This window comes from Haladaptatus sp. W1 (assembly GCF_001723155.1).
Lineage (GTDB): Archaea > Halobacteriota > Halobacteria > Halobacteriales > Haladaptataceae > Haladaptatus > Haladaptatus paucihalophilus.
In genome coordinates this window covers 31,779-50,221 of sequence record NZ_MEIH01000327.1, presented here as the reverse complement: position 1 = coordinate 50,221, position 18,443 = coordinate 31,779, and the positions used below count along the sequence as shown (strand labels likewise).

At 53.1% G+C, this 18,443-nt stretch carries 13 protein-coding genes; 5 read left to right on the top strand and 8 right to left on the bottom strand.

Annotated elements, in window-relative coordinates:
• Window positions 1-158 precede the first annotated feature (158 nt).
• The 3 genes from BG842_RS18155 to BG842_RS29070 all read left to right on the top strand — a co-directional run bounded on the left by BG842_RS18155 (window position 159) and on the right by BG842_RS29070 (window position 2,904).
• Entirely contained in the window at window positions 159-1,016 is an 858-nt protein-coding gene (locus BG842_RS18155) for a winged helix-turn-helix domain-containing protein (RefSeq protein ID WP_069451882.1), read from the top strand.
• A 271-nt stretch (window positions 1,017-1,287) separates the two neighbouring features.
• Window positions 1,288-2,160 carry a DMT family transporter gene (locus BG842_RS18150; protein ID WP_175424210.1) on the top strand — a complete coding sequence of 291 codons (873 nt, stop codon included), beginning with the start codon at window positions 1,288-1,290 and terminating at the stop codon, window positions 2,158-2,160.
• 516 nt (window positions 2,161-2,676) lie between these two features.
• Entirely contained in the window at window positions 2,677-2,904 is a 228-nt protein-coding gene (locus BG842_RS29070; protein ID WP_139136185.1) for a hypothetical protein, read from the top strand.
• 1,884 nt (window positions 2,905-4,788) lie between these two features.
• Here the strand turns inward: BG842_RS29070 and BG842_RS18140 are convergent.
• From BG842_RS18140 to BG842_RS18125, 4 genes are all read right to left on the bottom strand, one after another.
• Complete coding sequence (locus BG842_RS18140; RefSeq protein ID WP_139136184.1) at window positions 4,789-5,094, bottom strand: hypothetical protein; 306 nt, start codon at window positions 5,092-5,094, stop codon at window positions 4,789-4,791.
• 60 nt (window positions 5,095-5,154) lie between these two features.
• Window positions 5,155-7,620 carry a PAS domain S-box protein gene (locus tag BG842_RS18135; RefSeq protein ID WP_069451879.1) on the bottom strand — a complete coding sequence of 822 codons (2,466 nt, stop codon included), beginning with the start codon at window positions 7,618-7,620 and terminating at the stop codon, window positions 5,155-5,157.
• A gap of 580 nt (window positions 7,621-8,200) precedes the next feature.
• Window positions 8,201-8,794: a class I SAM-dependent methyltransferase gene (locus BG842_RS18130; protein WP_069451878.1), complete on the bottom strand. Its 594-nt coding sequence runs from the start codon at window positions 8,792-8,794 to the stop codon at window positions 8,201-8,203.
• A 335-nt stretch (window positions 8,795-9,129) separates the two neighbouring features.
• Window positions 9,130-10,557: a carotenoid oxygenase family protein gene (locus BG842_RS18125; protein ID WP_069451877.1), complete on the bottom strand. Its 1,428-nt coding sequence runs from the start codon at window positions 10,555-10,557 to the stop codon at window positions 9,130-9,132.
• A gap of 343 nt (window positions 10,558-10,900) precedes the next feature.
• On the opposite strand from BG842_RS18125, the gene BG842_RS18120 reads away from it, so the two are divergent.
• Window positions 10,901-12,034, top strand: a complete 1,134-nt coding sequence (locus BG842_RS18120) for an acyltransferase (RefSeq protein WP_069451876.1) — start codon at window positions 10,901-10,903, stop codon at window positions 12,032-12,034.
• Window positions 12,035-12,303: 269 nt separating this feature from the next.
• Window positions 12,304-12,534, top strand: coding sequence for a hypothetical protein (locus tag BG842_RS18115; protein ID WP_069451875.1), 231 nt, complete (start codon window positions 12,304-12,306; stop codon window positions 12,532-12,534).
• 864 nt (window positions 12,535-13,398) lie between these two features.
• On the opposite strand, the gene BG842_RS18110 is transcribed toward BG842_RS18115, so the two are convergent.
• From BG842_RS18110 to BG842_RS18095, 4 genes are all read right to left on the bottom strand, one after another.
• Window positions 13,399-14,319 carry a glycosyltransferase family 2 protein gene (locus BG842_RS18110; RefSeq protein WP_069451874.1) on the bottom strand — a complete coding sequence of 307 codons (921 nt, stop codon included), beginning with the start codon at window positions 14,317-14,319 and terminating at the stop codon, window positions 13,399-13,401.
• A 399-nt stretch (window positions 14,320-14,718) separates the two neighbouring features.
• Complete coding sequence (locus BG842_RS18100) at window positions 14,719-16,314, bottom strand: hypothetical protein (protein WP_069451872.1); 1,596 nt, start codon at window positions 16,312-16,314, stop codon at window positions 14,719-14,721.
• Window positions 16,315-16,687: 373 nt separating this feature from the next.
• A complete protein-coding gene (locus BG842_RS30100) occupies window positions 16,688-16,852 on the bottom strand; it encodes a hypothetical protein (RefSeq protein ID WP_175424209.1) in 165 nt (54 codons plus the stop codon).
• A 161-nt stretch (window positions 16,853-17,013) separates the two neighbouring features.
• Window positions 17,014-18,198, bottom strand: coding sequence for an aryl-sulfate sulfotransferase (locus BG842_RS18095; protein WP_069451871.1), 1,185 nt, complete (start codon window positions 18,196-18,198; stop codon window positions 17,014-17,016).
• Between the last annotated feature and the right edge of the window lie 245 nt (window positions 18,199-18,443).

Genomic DNA, 18,443 nt, shown 5'->3' with positions numbered 1-18,443 from the left:
TTGTATAGATGCGACTTGCCTTGTGTAGTCATTTAACGAAAATGACATCTCTAGCCGAATGTGGTATCATCGCTTTTGAGGAGTCTCACCACCTGCGACAAGGATAACCATGTGAGAACCGTCTGTCTCTGTAGTGGTTTGGCAACCATGTGATCGAAATGGGAAACGCAGTACTTGACGAGATCTTAGAGACCAGCCTCGAATTGGATTCGAATCCGGTTTCAGCACACAAACTCGGCTCGCGGATGGAGACTGACGAACTCATCGATATCATCCGCCATCGCGAGGTTCTCGAGGCGCTCGTAACCGATTCGCTCGACCGAAAGGATCTCGAAGCGCGGCTCGACATCTCTCGGGCCACGAGTCACCGATTCACGCGATGGTTGGCGGATCACGACCTTGCGGAACGCGTCGACAACCAATTTACACTGACCGGGAAAGGGCAAGTCTACGCCGACGCGATCATTCATCTCGAACGAGACCTTCGAGCGGCCACGATACTGGCCCCACTGCTCGAGTCGATCTGTGAAGCACATCGAGAATTTGTCGTTGCACCATTCGCGGATGGAACGGTGACTACCGCAACACCCGAGGACCCGTACGCGCCATTCACCCGATTTGTTCAGCTGTTACAAGAGAGCAATTCTCTTCGTGGGTTCAACACGACTCACATGTTTCCACCAGCGCTCGAAGCGACATCCGGTCAATTGTTTGACGGTCTCGAAGTGGAACTTATTTACTTACCCGATGTCGTTGACATGCTTTTCGAGACCCATCCCGATCGACTCCGTGGCGCCATCGATGCAGGTCATCTAACGCTTCGAACGCGTGAGGCGCTTCCATACGGGCTTGCAATCTTCGACGATCGCGTCGGGATCGGCGGCTACGACGACCAGACCGGCATAATGCGAGTGTTCGTCGACTCTGACTCCGCCATCGCCCGTGGATGGGCCGAACGCGTGTTTGAGACCTACCAGGAGCACTCGAAACCGATCCCCGATTATGATGATCTATGAGAGAATAATCGTGCCTCTCGGGAGCTAGTTTTCACAGCGGTCTGATAAAAAGTCTATTACCCTGAAAGGCGTCTCAAGCGGTGAGATATTCATCATCCGATGACTGCCGTCTCACTTCTACTCATTGTTCTCGTGCGTGGATTATACATGTTTGTCCATCCTTCACTCATGCATGGTCCAGGTACGGTGGTTGGGATCGGCGACGGTGATCAGACAACGGTTCACAAGGGCTCGTGCATTCGGTGAGCGGTGCCGTAGCGGTCTCCTATTCGTGACCGTGACTCTCGTGATGGGGGTAGGATACGTTGCGATTGGAATCGGCACCGAAACCGTCCCGCCAACGGTTCTTGCAGCGTTTCGCTTCGACGTGTCCGCGGGGGTACTGTTGACGTACGCGGTCCTCTCAGGTCACTGGCGTCCACGAACGACAGTCGATGTGCTCGCGATTATCACTCTTGGCGAACTCGTGTTCGCTGGAACCATCGGCTTCCTCTTCGTGGGGCAGCAATATACTACGGCTTCGATTGCCGCTGTTGTGATGGGTCTTGGTCCGATCGTTACTATCCCTATCGCGTACCTGCTTGTTCCAAGTGAACGTCTTTCTCGAGCGGACATTGTCGGCCTTCTCCTCGGGTTTTTCGGCGTTGTGATAGTCGCCAATCCGTCACCAGCGCAAGCGGCGACGGGAGCCAACGCGGGGATCGTCTTCGTTTGCTGTGCGGTGCTCAGTTCGAGTCTCGGTGGTGTCTTGCTCAGTCGCTTCGAGACGGAGCTCTCGCCGCTGGCATTGACCGGATGGGGGGCGTTGCTTGGGGGAACGACGTTGCATGTCGTCACCATCGGTCTCGGTGAATCGACCGAGACGATCAGTTGGACGCCTGCTTCGATCGTGGTGCTTGTCTACCTTGCCGTCATCGTCGGTATCGGTGGGTACGCAGCGCTGCTCGTTCTCCTGTCAGAGGTCGGCCCTACCCGGACTAGTCTCACGTCTTTCGCGAGCCCGATCGTCGCTATTGGGGCGGGCTGGTTCCTTATCGGAGAGGTCGTCACGGTCACCACGCTGGTAGGATTGGTCGTGGTCGTCGGAGGGTTTGCCGTGTCGAACTGGTCGAGCCTTTCTCAAACCCTCGACCGATTCGGATGAAGACCAATTCAATCGGTAGAAGAGTAACGGCAACAATCATCGAGTCACTCACAGTCGCATTTCTCTGGTTCTCTATCAACTGTATCGTCCTCTAAGGGGAAAGCGTTGCGAGTCCCATCGTCAGTTGCGTTCGCAACACCGGCCATATGCTTACTCCATTCTCCACTGAACGATCTTCTTCGTGCCGGATTCGGTGTACGTCAACTGCACTGCCACATCAACGGAAGTGGTTGCTTTTTTCGGCAATTCGAACGCAACGGTCGTCGATGTCGATTCATCGGGCTTCACCGACGACGAGACGAACTGTTGCCATTTCTTGGCGGCTGGTTCGGCTATTCTGCGTAGCTTTTCGTCTCGAACGTCACGAGAACGAATGTTTTTCCCTCATTCGATTTAGTCGTCGTCCCGTCATACTTGTACGAATTGGATACATCACCTCCTGTGGCGGCGACTTCGAGACTGCTACCAACATTCGTGAATTCTCCAAAAGTAACAGTTCGAGTTTCTCCACTCGGTGTGGTTGATTCCAATGTAGTTGTTTCCGCTGTTGTTTCGTCTGTCGTTTCGCTTGTTGTGGTGCTACTCGTCTGTGTCGTCAACGTTGTTTCGCTCGTGGTCGATTCCTCTGTCTTGGGTGTGGTCGAAGTTATATTCTCCCCGCTAGAGGAGCACCCTGCGAGAAAAGCTGCACTTGTTGTGCATGTAATAAATTTGCCGCGTTTCATAGCATTTGGCGATTATTAGCTAGGGTATTTTACCACTGATAAATTATATTATATATAATTAATAATGGGGAACTAAGAGTAGGAAGAAGATTTGTTGGAGACTATTCAGTTGAGGTTGCCGTACCGATCCAGCAGCTTGACTATTTGGCGAGGAACTGCGTGCGTCGGTGACCAACCGTAAATGAGGTTGCAGGGGAGGTATGGTGCGAACGTAATGACACAAGTCGCTGAGTGGAATCAAACCAGTGGGTCACAAGGGAGCCGCCATCGACCCGATGTCGATGGTGCTTCTATCAACAAGCAACCCGTTTCATGAAACGGCGCGTAGTCGTGCCGCAGAAATACGCAGCGAACGGTAGGTATCCAAACAAGTCGTTTGCTCGTTGACGATGCTCGAGCGTCGCAGACTATGGCGACCTGACTGGTGTAGTGCGACGCTCGCGGTTCTTCTATTGAGTGCGTTGAGTATTGTTATGTAGTGCCTGTCAGTAGTGAGAGGGAGGAGAGCAAACGCCAAAATATATAGTATCATAATTATCATCACTGAATATTATACATCGTGTAGTTAGGTACTACCAGGTGGAAATACTCATTATTATTTGAATTTATTCTTATGAGTATGGGCTCAATTGATGGGTATCGGTTGGTTGCTGGTGGAGTTGCCCCTTATTGGGATTCTCGGCGGACTCTATTTCCCCCTCGTGACGAACCTACTTATAACAATGATTCTGTTTCTACTTGAGAATTTTGTGATTGCAGCAGTCGCCGAAACGATTGGTGCACGGCGTAAAGCAGAGCAGCTCAAATCGCACTCGTAAGTATCTCCTTATCGAACTATACGGTGTCATTTCATCGTAGTTGTAGAGAAGTATTTCATGCGTCCTTTGAGCAAAGATTAGACAGGGTAGAAAGGATACAAACGATCTAAACGTTGCCTCTGTTCAGAATTCTATAAAAATTCGCTGTAGACCCGAGCAAAAGCCCAATTTGTACGAGTTAGGATGGCACCGTTTATCCCACTTGACCGAATCTTCGAAAATAACAGTTCGATTGAAAATCGAAACAGTCGACGGAAGTTATCAAGAGCGGTGAACACCCTCAGCATGCAATGCGACGAATACAACGCCTGGGTTGCCTACTCGTGGGCGCGGTACTCCTCACATCCGTAGCGATGGGTGCCACAGCCTCCAGTGGCGATTCTGCAACACACCCGAACGATCGCGCGGAAAAAGAGCACCAGATTCAAATTAGTGGTGGGACGGTCCAGATCCACAACACACACCTGTCGGGGCCCGGTCTCCCGACCGCTTCGATCGAACACCAAGCGTTCACGATCGATTCGTCGACAGTCCATATCGACGGAGTAACACTCACCATCGACGGTCACACGCAGACAGTTGGCCAGACATCGATTACGATGGATAACGTCGGTATCGTTCTTGAGGATGTGTCGACGAGTTCGACCTGATGGCTATAAGCGTCAACCAATTGGATATCGATCCAAACGCAATCCGGTTCTTTTTCTGAACAACCAGTGGAATACACGGAATTATACCGAGCGATCATGACGGAGACCGATCGAGAGCTTATCGAGATGAGAGGACCCCTCGAACCAACAGCGCTTTCAGGCCGTCTATCGGGTGAGTAAGCGAATTACCGAGGAACTCCTGAAAGATATCGTTGTATTTGCTGAGTATCGACCCGACAAACTCCAAGAACGTCGTAAGATCGTATCGTTTTGCGAGTCCAGGCGTTTGTGGTCTAGTCCACTACAGTGAGCACCATTTCAACGGGCTGGACGAAGCGAGGGGTAATTATTTCTCAACATTAGATTAGTCACCATATTAAAAACAATTCAAATCGAGTATTCCTCGCTGGGAGCAGCCTTGAGGATCGTTTCGAGTCATGAATTACCCCAATATCGGACCGTTTCACTTCGCGGATCGTACTCAAGTACATCGGCATCTGCTAGTCTCGGCAAATGACTATGAAGCAACTCAATCGTAACCTGCTCACGGCGTTCAGCCGACTTTGCTCCTCTCTTCAGATCTGAAGAGACGATGTATTCAACGAGGTCGTCGAAGACAGCGCTATCGGTTGTCTTCTGATCGAAATACGAAATAATGGCACGATGATGTTCATGCTGCAGCAGGTGCACCATCTGCTCAGTCGAGAGGACTTCCGAAGTACTCGATTCCCCTGTACTCATGCGTCCTAATTGTAAACCATCCTGAAAAAGGAAAGATCCCAAATAGTTAGGGACTACGTACTAGTTCTGTGTCTCTGCTTCCCCGAAGAACACTGCCAAAAGTTTACGCTGGCTTGTTCTCAGATGCTGATGGAACGTCGGTGCCGAAACTCCGAGGGAATCTGCGACATCTTCGCCGGTACTCTCACGTGGCCACTCGAAAAATCCGGCATTATATGCCGCGGTCATGGCTGCTTGCTGACGATCAGTCAACTGGTCTCTGAGGTGTGCATGCTGTCTTCTGAGCGGTGGAAGAGACCGCTTCACCTCCTGTTTCGCTGTGAGACGAGCCTTCGGATAAATCGACTGCACAGCATCAGTGAGCGCTCGGATATCAGCATCGGCAGACGCTTCAGCAATGAGCAATCCTGTCCCTTCAGTCGTCCTCGCGTGTTTGATACGGGCACCCCGTTCGATGAGAACTTGTGGGGACGTCGACGCCCCCACGAATACGATTTCAAGAAGACTCCGCTCGGGTCCCTGCCTAATACAGCGGGCCTTTTTAACAATCGACTGGTGGCGTGCCATCTCGAGAAACAAATCGACTTGAACGTCCTCCAGCGTGATATAGTAGAGGAGTTCTTTGTTTGTTGATGGAACAACGTCTTCGAGCGTGATAGAACACTGTAAGTCAGCAGATGCAGTAACGAAAAATGCTGTTGTCTCGGTGAGATCAAAAGTGAGCTCATAGTGACTATCCGTATGGAGTAGCTTCTTACTCTCCGCAGCATGAATCGCGTAGCCAATTGTTTCGCCCAGTTCTTCGAAGACAGCCTGCTCTGGCTCACTGAATGCATCAGTCCGAGACGCGTGGACGATTAACACACCATACGTTGTTTCACCATAGATAAGCGGTACACACAGCACAGAGCAATACCCACGTGCGAGTGCTTCTTCTCGCAATGAATTGGGAAATTGGGGATCGGATTCGATCGATGTAATTAGTTGGGGTTCCTGTGTCCGGATCGCTTCGGCGGCACCTCCAGTACTTGTCTCGGCCGGTTCTACGTCGTTTAGGAGATCGAAATAGCTCGTATCAAGGTTTGCCCCTGTGCGGGGCGTAATTCCACCGTTTGGCAACGAACGTTCACCAATATACGCGTCCTGGTAGAGGTCGGACGCAGCGAGAAGTTCACAGACACTAGTTTCAACTTCGTCCCGCGTTGTCGTTCGAACGAGCGTTTGATTGATCTCGCGTATGAGTCGGTTAATTCGATTAAGCGCTTTGAGGCGATCACGGTGCTGTTCAAGAGCCTCCTCGCGTCTCTTCCGTTCAGAGATATCCTCGCCAACGAGGACAATATATTCGAGTTTGCCATCTGGGGACCAGAGCGGTGCAGCGTTTAGCGAAATCCACAATCGTTCTCCACCTGCTTGCTCAAGAATCGCTTCATAATTATACACTGGGTCACCGGTAGTGATGACTTCTGCTACTATCGCGGTTTCCGGATCGATGGGTTGATTCTGGGAATCGTACAGCGTAAAGTCATCATACAATGACGGGAGAGACAGCAACTGATCGACGGAAGCTCCAAGAATTTCACCGACTTGTTCATTTGCCCGCACAAGTTGCTTCTCTGGTGTGAAGACCCCAATCGCGATTGGACTCGTTTCGAGAATTCGTTCGGTGAGATCTCGTTCCTGCCGGAGCTCTTCTTCCCATTCTTGCCGTTCAGAAATATCCCGGAAGATTCCCTGTATGACTGTTTTCCCGTCCAATTCAGTGACACCAGAACTAACCTCGACAGGAATGCGAGAGCCATCTTCGTGGACGACGTGCTGATCCATATCGTGCCGAATCACACCCGTTGAATCACCCCGGACACCACCGTGTTCGACGTGCTCTTGGAAGTTTGCCGTATACTGCTCGGCCCGTTCGGATGGATGGAGCTCCGACTGATGCATCCCACAGATCTCATGCGGTGGTTTGCCCATGAGCGAGACCGCAGCTTGATTCACGTCCTCGATCGTTCCAGTGTCGGCATCCGCGATGAAGATCGCATCAGGAGCGGTCTCAATGAGTTTTGCATACTTTTCTTTGGTATTCTCGAGTTCTGTCTCTCGCTGTTTTCGCTCCGAGATATCCCGGATAATTGCTGTGAAAAGTCGCTGTCCCTCATACTCGTGTTCATAAAACGATAACGCCAAGGGAAGCTCAGATCCATCGGCATGTAATCCGACTCGTTCGTCGTACTCATGATCTACCTCTCGCGTATTATCGTGTACGCGTCGATAGAACGAGTCATAATAGGCTTCCCGATGGCGCTCTGGAAACAATTTCAGTATTGATTGCCCGACGAGATCGTCGTTGGACCACCCGAAGAGGCGTTCAGCCGCCTGATTTGAGAATACAATAGTTCCGCTCGGTTCAAGGGTGAGAAAACCATCGAGTGCGTGTTCGACGAGGTCACGAAAGAAAGTGGTTTCAGTGCTAAGATGCGCTGCAAACTCTTCGGCAGCTTTCTCGTGATCAGGTTGGTGAGTCATGGTGGTATGCGGTGGTGTAGCACCATTTGGTGGAACGAATGGAGAACGAGGACCAATATAACACTTCGGATAATTTTCATCCGCTGTGTTTTAAATACGAATAATGGTGAATCGGGGCGACTGAACTTAACACGAATTCGATCAGGGTTGGTGCAAGCAGCGAAAGAGCGGCTTGATGCAAAGACGACCGATATTCCCTATCCAGTCCGAACACTCGAAGGGTCGATTGAAATCTCGGAGTAGCGTGCGACGAACAGAGGTCGCTTTGTGAGATAGTGACTTCGTCTCCCCTACTCACTCACGGCGGAGGCCGTTCACTCTTTGTGGAAGGGTTTTCCTGTTTCCACGACGCACTTGCAGGATCAGAATCGGTCCCGTAGGATGTCACATCCCGTGGCCACGCAGTGAAAGTAAAGCACCGGTCGGGGTGTTGCTTGACGGCGCGTTTCCACATCCTCTCGGTCACCGATGTTAGTCGACTTATCGAGGATGCATATTCATCACCGAAGCTAATGAGGGCGAGTCCCAGTGAATCGTTCGATTGTGATACCTACCGGAGTGCACGCTACCTCGTCGTGACCTATCGCTCGAATCGAAGTGCGTAGTGATACGGGGGCAACTCGATGTGAGTATCCAGAGTGAAGTCAGCGGCGTCCAGCACGGCCATTTCCGTTTTATCGGGAGTCATTCGCAGGTCGGTTGGTGGGCCTCGTGGTTCGCCCGCAACGGTGGTGGTTTCCCGCGGTAGGTCGTGCCAGTTGACGACGATGAGCCAGCCGCCCGAGCGAAGCGAGTCGGACACCTGCTGGATGAACTCGGTCGTATCGACGACACCGTGGAACGAGTTCGCATGGAAGACGACATCCACCGGTTCCGGAAGATGGTGTGTCATATCTCGAGCGTCACCGTGGAGGGTCACGATGTTCTCGATACTTTGTTGCTCGGCGAGGTGGGTGAGTTCATCGAGAGCGGATTCATCGAGGTCAAGTGCGTAGATTGGATTGGGGTCGGTAATCCGAGCAGCAGGAAGGGCGAAGTAGCCATTTCCGGAGGGGACTTCAGCGAGCGTGTGGTCGGACGTTATCCCGAGCTGACGGAGGGTTTCGCCTGGAGCCGGCCACAGCTTTCCCCACCAATCCCAATCTGGCTGGGCCGTATTTTGGAACCGGTCCATGTAGGACACTCGGTCAAGGACTTCAAAAACCCACTTGATTCGCGTTTCTGGAGGGGTGGTACAGGCACACCACACAAAGATCGACTCGGTGTCCGTCGTGGAACCAAGGTCCGACCGGCAGTCGTCGCCAGTTGTGCTCGCGCTCACGCGGTTATCGTAGTGGCTCCGTTCTGATTGGAAGGGGAACATCCCGGGACGCGTGAGTCCAAAGGCCAACTACCCGAGGATTTCAACGAGGCTGAAAGCTTCGATGGCATCGACATCGCTCTCTTGCGACCCGGTTTGGTCGGGGTCACAAAACTCCGCGTGAGTCCCCCACCGCGGTAGCTCTCCAGTCAGGCCATCGACCGTCCCAGGTCGGTGGCGCCATAGAACTGCCCGTGGAACCCGTACGGAAGGCGATGAGGCAACGGCGCTCGCGCCCGCTCGGTCACCGTTTCGGCGTCGAGACAGAGCAGTACAGACTGTTCGGTACGTCCGTTGAGCGCGACTGACAGCAACACCCCGTCGTCCTCGGTTGTCGGTAACGGCGCCGGAACGAAGATGGGTTCGCCGGGGTGGAGACCGGGTTCGGACCATCTGACGGTTGTCGGCCCGTCAAGATCGACTTTCGCGATCGCCGTCGGAAGGGCTCCGTAGTCGGCCGCCGCCAGGTACGCGTAGCGGTACCGGCAGGCATTGTACCGCCCATAGTGAATTGTGGGGAACTCGACAGGACCGCGGAGGAGGAGCGTACGTCTCACGTCGCCGTCCCGTAGCGGAAGTCGATATCGGACGAAGTTACCCCGTGGAAGGTTGGGGTCGTCTCGACGGAGATTCGACAGCGTCAGTCCGGTGATAGCTTCCAAGTCGGGATACGCCACGCAGTCCACGATGATCGTGTCGTCGTCCTCGTAGGCATTGGCGAAGTGGTAGATGAAGAACGGTTCAGTCCGGACGGCGGCGACACGCTCCCCCGTCGCGCGGTCGAAGACGTGGAACCGCGGCGGGGCCTCCCGTGGTTCAAAGGCGTCGAGGAACGTCGTTCCGCGGGGCGTCCCCAACAGGAGTCGGCGGAAGTCGACGCCGTACGGAGCTTCCGGGATGACGGCATAGTGTTCGGTCATCGCGAATGCATGTATGTACGGCGGGTGGTCGTCGAAGACTAGTCGACTGATCGGTGTAGCATCGCGGTCACCCGTCCGGCGGAATAGCGTGTAAGTGCACTCGTTCCCGAAGTCGGCGGCTAGTCCCCACTGAACGCCGTCTTCGACATGGGCATGGCCGAGCGTGATATCGCTGTTCACGCCGGTTGTGAGGTCACGTTGTCCTGTCGTTTCCAGCGTCTCTGGATCGGTCTCGAAGCCCACCGGGCTCTCGGTGACGGCATAGAGCGTGTCGTCGAGTCTGATGACGCCGATAGAAGGATTGTCCTGGAACGCGCCGGAAAGGGCATGATAGAGCCGTTTGAACGCCGAGCCGTCGGCAGGGGTGCCAGGCAGGGATCGGCGGACGCGCTGTCGTTCGCGTGCGACGCGGAAGTCGTCACTTCGGACAAAACGGTTGGTGTAGCGCACCGACCCGTCGTCGATTCGGAATCCACGTAGCATAGCCAACGCGTCAAACCAGTGTTTGAGTGGAGTTTCTCCGACCTCGAATTGTCCCGGGCCGTTGCTGATGAATTCGCCGTCGAGCCACCCCGGTAGCGTGCCTTCGACGTCGAGGGCGACATCGTGGAGTTCCTCGCATTGCGTTCGAAACCCCGCCCGCCACGTGTTCTCCATACACCTTCATCGACGTGTGTCCTTATCCGACTACTGCCCACGTTGCTGGCTGTCGTGTGAACCATCCGTTTCAAACGAATACGAGAACAGGGCAAATCCATCGAACGGCGATCACCCACAAAACACAGACCTCGGCGAGTGAGTCGATGAACGCAGAGACCATCGCACCGATGCGCGGAAAGCGCACGTCTATAATCGACTGAAGCTCAGCCGTCTCGAAGACATCATCACGACGGAAATGGATAATATTCGAGCGGGATACCGATTGATTTCTGCCTTCCCACCATAATCGGAGGCGTTTTAAATAGGAGCGAGTGACTTCTCAATGGATCTTTGAGATACGATGAGTGATCGAATTCACAGCATAGATACGCTGCGAGCAATTGCTATATTCTTCATTGTCATCGCACACGTTCAACCGTTCCGAGGCTTCGGAACGGGCGGAAATTACGTCTATTTTGTACTGGACACTATCGGTCAATTCGACGTTCCGTTCTTTTTCGTAACGTCCGGATACTTTCTCGCGGAGTCGGTAAACGTCGACAACGTAGTATCAACCGTGAGTGGTTCAGTCCAAAAACTCGGTTCGATTTATGTGTTCGGGAGACTCCTCTCTATAACGGCAGTGATAGGTCTCGCGTTATTCCAAGGCGTTCCTGTAGCGAATGCTCTCATCGCTCACGGCCTCGGTGACATCTCCGCAATTGATCTACTGTACTATGGAAACGCACTCGCCGTTCCGTTGTGGTTTCTGACGGCATTGATTTTCTCTCTCGTTTTCGTCGCTTGCTTCGTCAAGTTCGGAAAAACCCGCTATCTGTTGCCAATTGCTGCGCTCGTTCACATCGTTGGCCTCATCGGAACGAATTATCAAATGATCGCAAACGTACCGTTTCGAACACGGGACGCCCTCTTCTTTGGCTTCTTTTACGTTGCTCTCGGATACCAAATCAACTCGGGCGACTGGACACCGAACAAGGATCGCCGCCACATCTATCTTGGAGCAGTGGGCCTTCTCGCGGGAGTCCAACTCATCGAGCAGTACGCGATTGGCTACATCATCCGTGATAACGTTCTTCGTCAAGAAATATACTTGACGGAGTACACCATTTCGACGGTGTTCTTCGTTCTCGCTCTCTTCGCATACGTGCTCTCGAACCCACAGTTGGGGAAGAATACGATTCTCCCGAAAGTGGGGCGGCACGCCCTCGGGATATATCTGCTTCACGTACCATTAATTCGTCTCTTCCGAACGATGAACAGAGTTTGGCATCCGACTATCGGGGTCGACCTCACGTCGACGTTTCTCTGGCAACTGGCGATAACGCCAGTGGTATACGTTTTTTCGCTGGCAATCTATCTCTCCTTGGCGAAGATGCACATCATAGAACTCGGCGGAAGCCATACTCCGTGGCTAAACCGTTTCCGGTCACGCGGCCGGATTTCGGTGCGGGATAAACATCCAGATGAGAATTGATGCCATGTCGACGAAAGCGATTGGCTTGAGGGGATTGACGTAGGGATATTGACTTGGCCGAGTTGCAGACGAATCCAAATACACAGGTGATACCGTATTAAATGCCAGCCATTCCGAATGGAGTTTTTCGTCGCCGCGATCGATTCAACAACAGTGCTCCAGCCGAGGCTGAGATTTACAATATTTAGTTACGCACCGCTAAGATAATAGAACTGTTATATTAGATACTTACCAAAGGATTTGTAGTAGTTCCATTCTATACCCGTGCTATGACGGACTCACACGATGAACTGTTACAGCAGGTGAACGAGATGCAGGCAGCATCCGGTGTTGACCCCGAGACGCGAAAAATAATCGGGATTCTCAGCGAAACAATTAACACGCTTGGCGAGGAGATCGAGGAACTTCAACAGCACGTCGCGGAGTTGGAGGAGAGCATCGAGAAAAACGGACATCGCGAGGATGACGAACAAAGGCAAGCGTGGTATTCGGAGCGCTAACCTCCTGTACTTCCGTCCCCGTTTCGGTTCATCACCTTGTATCAGACAGTGCTGACCGAGTGATGGGTATCTCCGTGGAGAGCGAAGTCGAAAAGCGGACAGAAATCATCCGACCAAGCCGAAAACAGCGTCAAAATCCGTCAGAAGACAGTGTGTTTGATGGCAACTTCTCCGTTAGGAACGACATTGTATGCTAACTGAGGTGGAATAATGAGTACACCCGATGGAATACTTCGACTATGAGCGATCACTTGTTGTTTCATTGCAAAATTGACTCTCCAATGGTTGATCGGAGTCCTCATCTGATGGCAAATACGGTTCTACTGGTACCGCGCGTCACCGAGAATCGACTAGAGTCGTAGACAACACAGTGACGCCGGTTGATGAGTGACGGCGTTAGCTCCAACAGTCCTCCCACCATGAAAATGTATGCGTAGTGAACTACTTCCACGTCCCGCGTTCGGGCTTCCCCAGCCCTCACTTGGTGCGGTGGGAGCTTCCTGGTTCTGTGTCAGAACGTGCAGAAGTCGGTTCCACAGCGTCCACACGAGCGTCACTCGTGTGCGGTCCATCAGAACCGACGGTTCTGCGGACGGTGTGTCTTACTCCGCCATTCGAACGCTGGGAGAGTAAGGTGCTGGCGGCCAGTGAAAGGACCCACAGATGGCGGGTGTCTCCCTGTCCTACTCGCGCCCGTCGGTCGCTCGTTGCGGAAGGAGGCTTACCCGCCTACAATTCAGCTAATTAGAAATCCCTTCTGAACGCAAGTGTTCGACAGCAACGTCGTTGCCCACGGTCGTGCTCGATCAAGCAGGACCGTCGACGTTTGGAGGATTTCGTCGGTCGATATATTCGCGTCTTCGTTCATTCCTCATAGACATCAACATCGAATTTACTACGCCATTCGTACCTCCGTCCTGCCCACACGAACGACGTTCGAGAGATACCGTACAGGAGGAGCGGGAGTTGAATAAGCACCGAAGGGTAGGCGAGAATTGCCGTCCAACGTTTCACGCCAAAGAAGAGATAGATAGCAGTATATAACAGAGTGAGCAAAATCAGTGCTGGGACCGGGAATAAAAGGCACCCAATTAGTGTTATCACTGCAGTGAGACACAGTACGGCAAATGCCGTCGGATCTTGATAATGGACGATTTGTGAGAATCTGGTGTGACGCTCTAACGTTTGACGGAAACTCCCTCCGATGGGGACGGTACGGACTCGTCGTAGAGGTGTGACGTCGAGGTATTCGGTAAGAACGCCGTCGTCGCTGATAGTTCGTTGGAGGTCGTCCAAGAACGCCTGCTCATCTATCTCGATTCGGTCGAACATGACGGCACCACCCCAGACAATATCGCCAATATATACTCCCAGTGTCCCACCGAATGCATATACTGGTTCTAACAGCATTGCCAGTGGATCTTTCCCGATAAAGAACGGAATTTCCGTAACGGGCCCGTTCTGCTCGTAGTCTCGATGAAGTTGTGACAGCCAATCTGGGGGATGGTGGAAATCATCGTCCGTCCAGACGAGTCGTTGATGTGATGCTTCTTCCATTCCTGTCGCAATTGCATTCGCCTTCCCGGAACAGCTCTTTGGACTACCTGCAAACAATATTTCTACCTGTTCAGGGAGCGAGGAAATCTGTCCGGCGATGGGGTCACTTTTCGAGTCGCAAATGATGAGAAGTTCGTCTTTATCGCGTAATTGTGCGCTTAGTTCCTCACAGACGGAGTTCCAACGTGTAGTCGGGAGGAGGATGGATATCGGAGGGTGTTCTTCCATGGATGGGTGTCAGACTACAGTATGAATTGATTTACGGCAGCACCTCGGAATCGAAGCCGAAACTGTTTAAATCGGTATTCGTCAATGGGAGCAGCCCTGAGGGTCGTTTCGAGACGCGAATCTCCCCCGATAGCGGACCGTTTCACTTCGCCGGTCGTACTCAAATACTTCAGCAGCGGCTAATCTCGGCAAATGAGTAAGAAGCAATCCGATTATAATCTTTCCACGGCGTTTAGCCAGCTTTGCTCCTCTCTTCGAACCTGAAGCGACGATATTCTTGCGGCGATACGGAGATCTGAACTTCCTGCTGTGATCATCCGGTGGGGAGCAGATTCGCTCGAGATTGAGCGACCGTCCACTCATCGACGGCTTGAGAATGGGGGAGTAGAGTAGGGAAAATTACGTCATCGAGGTTCCACTATTCACCCGGTAAATCATCACGCCCCGGTTTTCGAATACGAGTGTGTACTCCGGCGACCGCACGAGCGACCGGCGCATTCGAATTGACTGAATGTGGTCGTCTCGCCGTATCGTATATTCTCCTTTTGGAACATACACGTACTCCGGCTGTCGGTCCGCGCTCTGAAACGATTGTGTGAGACAACCAGCGCTCTTGCAAGCCGATGTCGAGTCGTATAACCTCTTTTGACGCTCGAACTGGGGATTACCTTTCCACTCGACACCCCACGGACTCATGAGGCTCGTACGGTGTGTCAGGAACGGAAATAGTTCTGCAGCATCACCGAGTACGACGAACCGTGACGAGGGGAGGGTGTGACGTTTTACCCACCCCATGGCGCGTTCGTCGTGTCGGTCCATGTACGATGCGGGAAGGAGTGTTTCTATTCGATTTTCGGTGGTACTATCGGTCGTCATCAGGACACCGCCAGCGACTATCGAACTGCCGATCAGTGCGAGCAGAAGTAGTGAAATGTATCGTTCCCGGAACTCGCTTCCCAGCTGCCTCTTGGCGATCGGCAGACAAACTTCGCAGATGAATACTGCCGCCGCCATCGCCCCCGCGACGTACAGCAGTCGATCCTGCGTAAGGAGATATCCCGTCAGTAGCATCCAAGTCGGTACGAAAAATTTCCGCTGTCGGACGAGGGCCAAACTCCCGGCGACCGAGAGGGCATAGAAGAGCCATTGAGACTGTGATAACAACGGTTTGACGAACGAGTCGAAAAGGCGAGCGATTCCGCCACCGAGTCCGTCGTGTGTCCCGGCTGCAGCGGTGAAAATCGATATCCCGTGCATCGAAACGACGTGCCACCACCACGGAGCCGCTAGCATGATTCCCCCGATTGCGACCGATGCACCGAGTCCTACCCCGCTCCACGATCGGTCAAAAAAGCCGACCATGAGGAGGTAGCTAAGACCAAAGAACGCTGTGTACACGGGATGAGTGAGAATCGTAAGGGCGAACAATACGATCGACGGAAAAAGCCATCGTCGATCCTTCGCTTTGAACGTTCGTATGCCAGTGTAAAGGCCAGTGAGGACGAAGAGAAACGCCGCCGCGCGGACGATGCCGCCCGCCGCGAGGTGCCATTTGAGGACGACCGGTGTTATAGCCAGTACGACGGTGGCACTACCTGCTTGCGCCGGTGATTCGAGGAGTTCTTTTGCGAGGTAATAATAGGGAACCAGATACGCGACCGTGAAGAGTCCCGGGAGATATCGCGTGAGTGAAATCGGATCGAGACCGAGCACATCGTGAAGAACCGCGATCACGTAAAACATCAGCGGTGGATACGCGAACGGAACTCCTCCTGCGGTGTAGTGTGGAATCGTTTCCGGTAGCCGATATCCGTGCATGCTAATCTGTTCTGCGATTGCGAGATACAATCCCGCACCGTGTGCCGGATATGGATAGATGGCGAGATATGTCAGATACACCAGCGTGCCGACGGTTACAACGGCAGAAAGCCAGACACCGTCACGTTCCACCCACCCAGTGCTGAAGGACGCACGGACGCGGCCCTTGAGAGACATTCGTCTGGTCGATTGCAACGACCGGTATTGGATCTACTGGTATCGCGGCCTATCCGTGGAGACATGGTGGGTCCGAGGAATAGGTACAATAGCCACCTTAATCAGCTATTTTCGGCTCATCTCTTCGCTGTTGTCGATCTCTCATTCAGAAGGAAAATAGTACGCACTGGTGCACTTTTCCCCCGACTATTTACAACCCAGACGTGGTTATCCCACCGACGGTATCGTTTTCTCATCGCACGAAGGACAACAGTCCGCGAAAATCTTCCTCGTTATCGTGAGAACGACTTAAGCAGGGCGGCGATAACCATCGGAGTAGTCAACGAATGGAATCGCCACGATTTATCGACCTGACGGGAACGATTGAACCACGTCACGATGGATGTTGGTGTTTTATTTTCTCGGCGATTTGTCCAGGAACCGGCGTCCCACAGTCTTTGCACTTCCACGTCGGATAGACCTCACCCTGTTCTTTCACGAGATCCTGCTTGTACTCCAGGGTCGCACCGCACGTACACCGGTATGACGTGGATGACATACTTGGTAGGTCGTGACGCTATCGGATAAACTACAGGCGATGGGACCGCCCATTACGGGAGTACAGTATCGGAGATAAGAGAGAATAGGTCTTCTCGGGGAAATCGGCAGCAGTTTCTCTGTTGCCGTCACGTCGGGACCCCATTCACTCACTCATTTCGCTTACGTCCACCCTTTCCAATGAACCACCTCGAAAGCACCCCACAGTACGACGATGAGCACCGCGAGGACGAGGAGATTGAATTCTAGCGGACCGATCCACGTCGGAAGAACCCATTGGGCGGTAGTGTAGACGTACGTGTACGTGGCATCGATTCTGGCCACTAGACCATTCCCATCCTGCCCGACTGCTTTCGTATCGACGGCATCGCTTCCCTCGAGTTCGGTTATCGGTGGTCCCGACGGTTCGTCCCCGTACACCGGCCGTTCGACGTCGTACGGTTCGAAGGGAATCTTCACTTTCCAGACGATGTCTCCGCCCGGCGTCACTTCGAGAGCGCGATTGTTGTTACTGTCGACGATGAGCGTGTTTCCGTTCGGAAGTCGGTCTGCGTCCCGCGGCCAATCCAATCCCGTTCCGTAGGACCAGGTCTGTTTCCATCCGCTCTCCGTCTTTTCGTACTCGACGACGCGGTTGTTCTCGCTATCCGCGACGAGAACTGTGACCGGATCCTGCGAGAGGAGAACCGGGTTGTGCTGTTCGTTGAGGATGTCGTAGTTATCCTCCTCTCCCAGCGTCCAGCGAACGCGTTTCGATTCCCGGTCGATAAGCATAACACGGTCGAAATTCCGCGGACTGACGAGAAACGCGGACCCGTTGTCGACCGCATCGATGTCGTTCAAGTGAGTGTATCCACCGGGACCGCCCCCCGCACTCTTGGGGAAGTGCTCGCGGAACCGATACTCCCACACGACCTCGTCCTCGGAGCGGTCGTACACGAACACGCGGTTTTTCTTGCTCAGGTCGGCGATGGCGTACCGATCTCCCCCGAGGTAGTCGATGTCGTGCGTTCCGGGTGGAATCTCGAACTTCTTGAGTACCGTCCCAGTCCGCCAGTTCATCTCGATGGCGTAAAACGTCACGTCGAACGAAAACGCGGACTTGTTCATACTCCCATCACGTGCGACGAAGAGAACGCGATTCTCTCCGAGCGGATCCACGTCCATATATCGGTCGTACTTGCTGTGTATCCAGACCGGTTTGTTCGTCGCCGTGTCGAACGCTACCAATCTCGCCTGTCCCGTCGGGAACTCCTTTCCCTGTGCGGAAACGAACGTGACGTCCTTGACCGGGATATCGTTTGCTCGTCGATTTGCGTCCTTCGAGACCGTCAAATCCTCGTGCATCAATCCGCTCGTCGCGACAGGTGCTAGAAGTACCAGCACGACGATAAGGATCGACACTCGAAATTTCTGGGTTGGCATCCACCACCAACAACGGGCTCATTAGGTATTAATCAACTTACAGTATCGCACCGACAGAGGCGGTCGTTCGCGACCACTTCTATTCTCACACTTGCCAAAAAGAGAACCATCACAGAAATTCACGAAGCGATGTGGAACGTGAGAAATCGATATCAGAGCCGGTATTC

Coding starts and splice junctions, on each gene's coding strand:
- BG842_RS18155 (WP_069451882.1), top strand. CDS start 159: ATGGGAAACGCAGTACTTGACGAGATCTTAGAGACCAGCCTCGAATTG.
- BG842_RS18140 (WP_139136184.1), bottom strand. CDS start 5,094: ATGAGTACAGGGGAATCGAGTACTTCGGAAGTCCTCTCGACTGAGCAG.
- BG842_RS18135 (WP_069451879.1), bottom strand. CDS start 7,620: ATGACTCACCAACCTGATCACGAGAAAGCTGCCGAAGAGTTTGCAGCG.
- BG842_RS18130 (WP_069451878.1), bottom strand. CDS start 8,794: ATGGACCGGTTCCAAAATACGGCCCAGCCAGATTGGGATTGGTGGGGA.
- BG842_RS18125 (WP_069451877.1), bottom strand. CDS start 10,557: ATGGAGAACACGTGGCGGGCGGGGTTTCGAACGCAATGCGAGGAACTC.
- BG842_RS18120 (WP_069451876.1), top strand. CDS start 10,901: ATGAGTGATCGAATTCACAGCATAGATACGCTGCGAGCAATTGCTATA.
- BG842_RS18115 (WP_069451875.1), top strand. CDS start 12,304: ATGACGGACTCACACGATGAACTGTTACAGCAGGTGAACGAGATGCAG.
- BG842_RS18110 (WP_069451874.1), bottom strand. CDS start 14,319: ATGGAAGAACACCCTCCGATATCCATCCTCCTCCCGACTACACGTTGG.
- BG842_RS18100 (WP_069451872.1), bottom strand. CDS start 16,314: ATGTCTCTCAAGGGCCGCGTCCGTGCGTCCTTCAGCACTGGGTGGGTG.
- BG842_RS30100 (WP_175424209.1), bottom strand. CDS start 16,852: ATGTCATCCACGTCATACCGGTGTACGTGCGGTGCGACCCTGGAGTAC.
- BG842_RS18095 (WP_069451871.1), bottom strand. CDS start 18,198: ATGCACGAGGATTTGACGGTCTCGAAGGACGCAAATCGACGAGCAAAC.